1 protein-coding gene is annotated in these 1186 nt (G+C 74.9%); it reads left to right on the top strand.

What is annotated here, in order from left to right; all coding sequences use genetic code 11:
* Positions 1–128: 128 nt before the first annotated feature.
* Positions 129–1186 (top strand): YfjP family GTPase (locus tag ETD86_RS54420; protein WP_246149549.1); only part of this gene is annotated, 1058 nt, incomplete at its 3' end.

Below are 1186 nucleotides of genomic sequence, written 5' to 3'. Positions count from 1 at the left end.
GCCACGACCCCCAGCCCCGTCTCCGCCTCGGGCGACGCCCCTGCGGAGCGTCCGGCTGGGGAGGGGGCGGGGCGCCCGTCTGAAGGCCGGCGGCGGTCGAGCGATGGCACGGAGCCGGAGGAGGGCCGGTGAAGCTGCTGCGCCGTAAGGAAGGCCCGTCCCTGGACTCCCGGCTGGCCGCCCTGCTGGAGGCGGCCTCGCTGGCGGAGGGGCGGCTGGCCGAGCAGGCGGTGTCGGGTGCGCGGACAGTGGCGGAACGAGCCGGCGTACGCCGCAGCCTGTCCATCGACCACACCGTGGCCGCGCTGGCCGGCGCGACGGGCAGCGGGAAGTCGTCCATCTACAACGCCCTGGCCGGCGAGACCCTGGCGGCCGTCGGCGTCACCCGGCCCACGACCTCGACCGCTCAGGCGGCGCTCTGGGACGGACAAGGTTCGGGCCCGCTGCTGGACTGGCTCGAGATCCCCCAACGTCACGCCGCCACCTCAGCGAACCCTGACCTGTCCGGCCTCGTCCTCCTGGACCTCCCGGACCACGACTCCATCCGGCTCTCCCACCGCCTGGAGGTGGACCGCCTGGTGGAGATGGTCGATCTGCTGGTGTGGGTGGTGGATCCGCAGAAGTACGCCGACGCCGCGCTCCACGAGCGCTACCTGCGCCCGCTGGCCGGGCATCGGGACGTGACGCTGGTGGTGCTCAACCAGGTGGACCGCCTGCCTCCGCAGGCCGTCGACCGCTGCGTACGCGATCTGCGCCGCCTGCTGGACGACGACGGACTGGACGGTGTGCCGGTGCTCGCCGTCTCGGCCCGTACCGGCGCCGGCCTGCCCGAGCTCCGCTCACGCCTGGCCGACCGCGTCGCCCACCATAAAGCGTGGTCCGCCCGCCTGGCCGCGGACATCGCCGCCGCCGCCGATCATCTCGCCACCGCGCCGGCCGCATCCACCGCGCCGACGGGACGGGGCGGGTCCCGCGCCGATGCGGCGGAAGACGTGGTGTTCGGCACTGTCGGGCGAGGCGATGCGGCCGGCGACGCCGGGGGAAGCCGGGAGTCCGGTGAACCCGGGGAGGGCGGGCTGTTCCGCGCCGACGTGGGAACCCGTGCAGGCAGCAGCCGTGTGGAGGTTGGCGGTGCGGTGAGCGGGCGTGTGGAGGCTGGTCGGGCGGTGAGCGGGCGTGTGGAGGT

Origin of the sequence: Nonomuraea turkmeniaca, assembly GCF_005889735.1 — a bacterium.
GTDB classification, from domain to species: Bacteria; Actinomycetota; Actinomycetes; order Streptosporangiales; family Streptosporangiaceae; genus Nonomuraea; species Nonomuraea turkmeniaca.
This window is presented reverse-complemented; position numbering and strand designations above follow the sequence as displayed.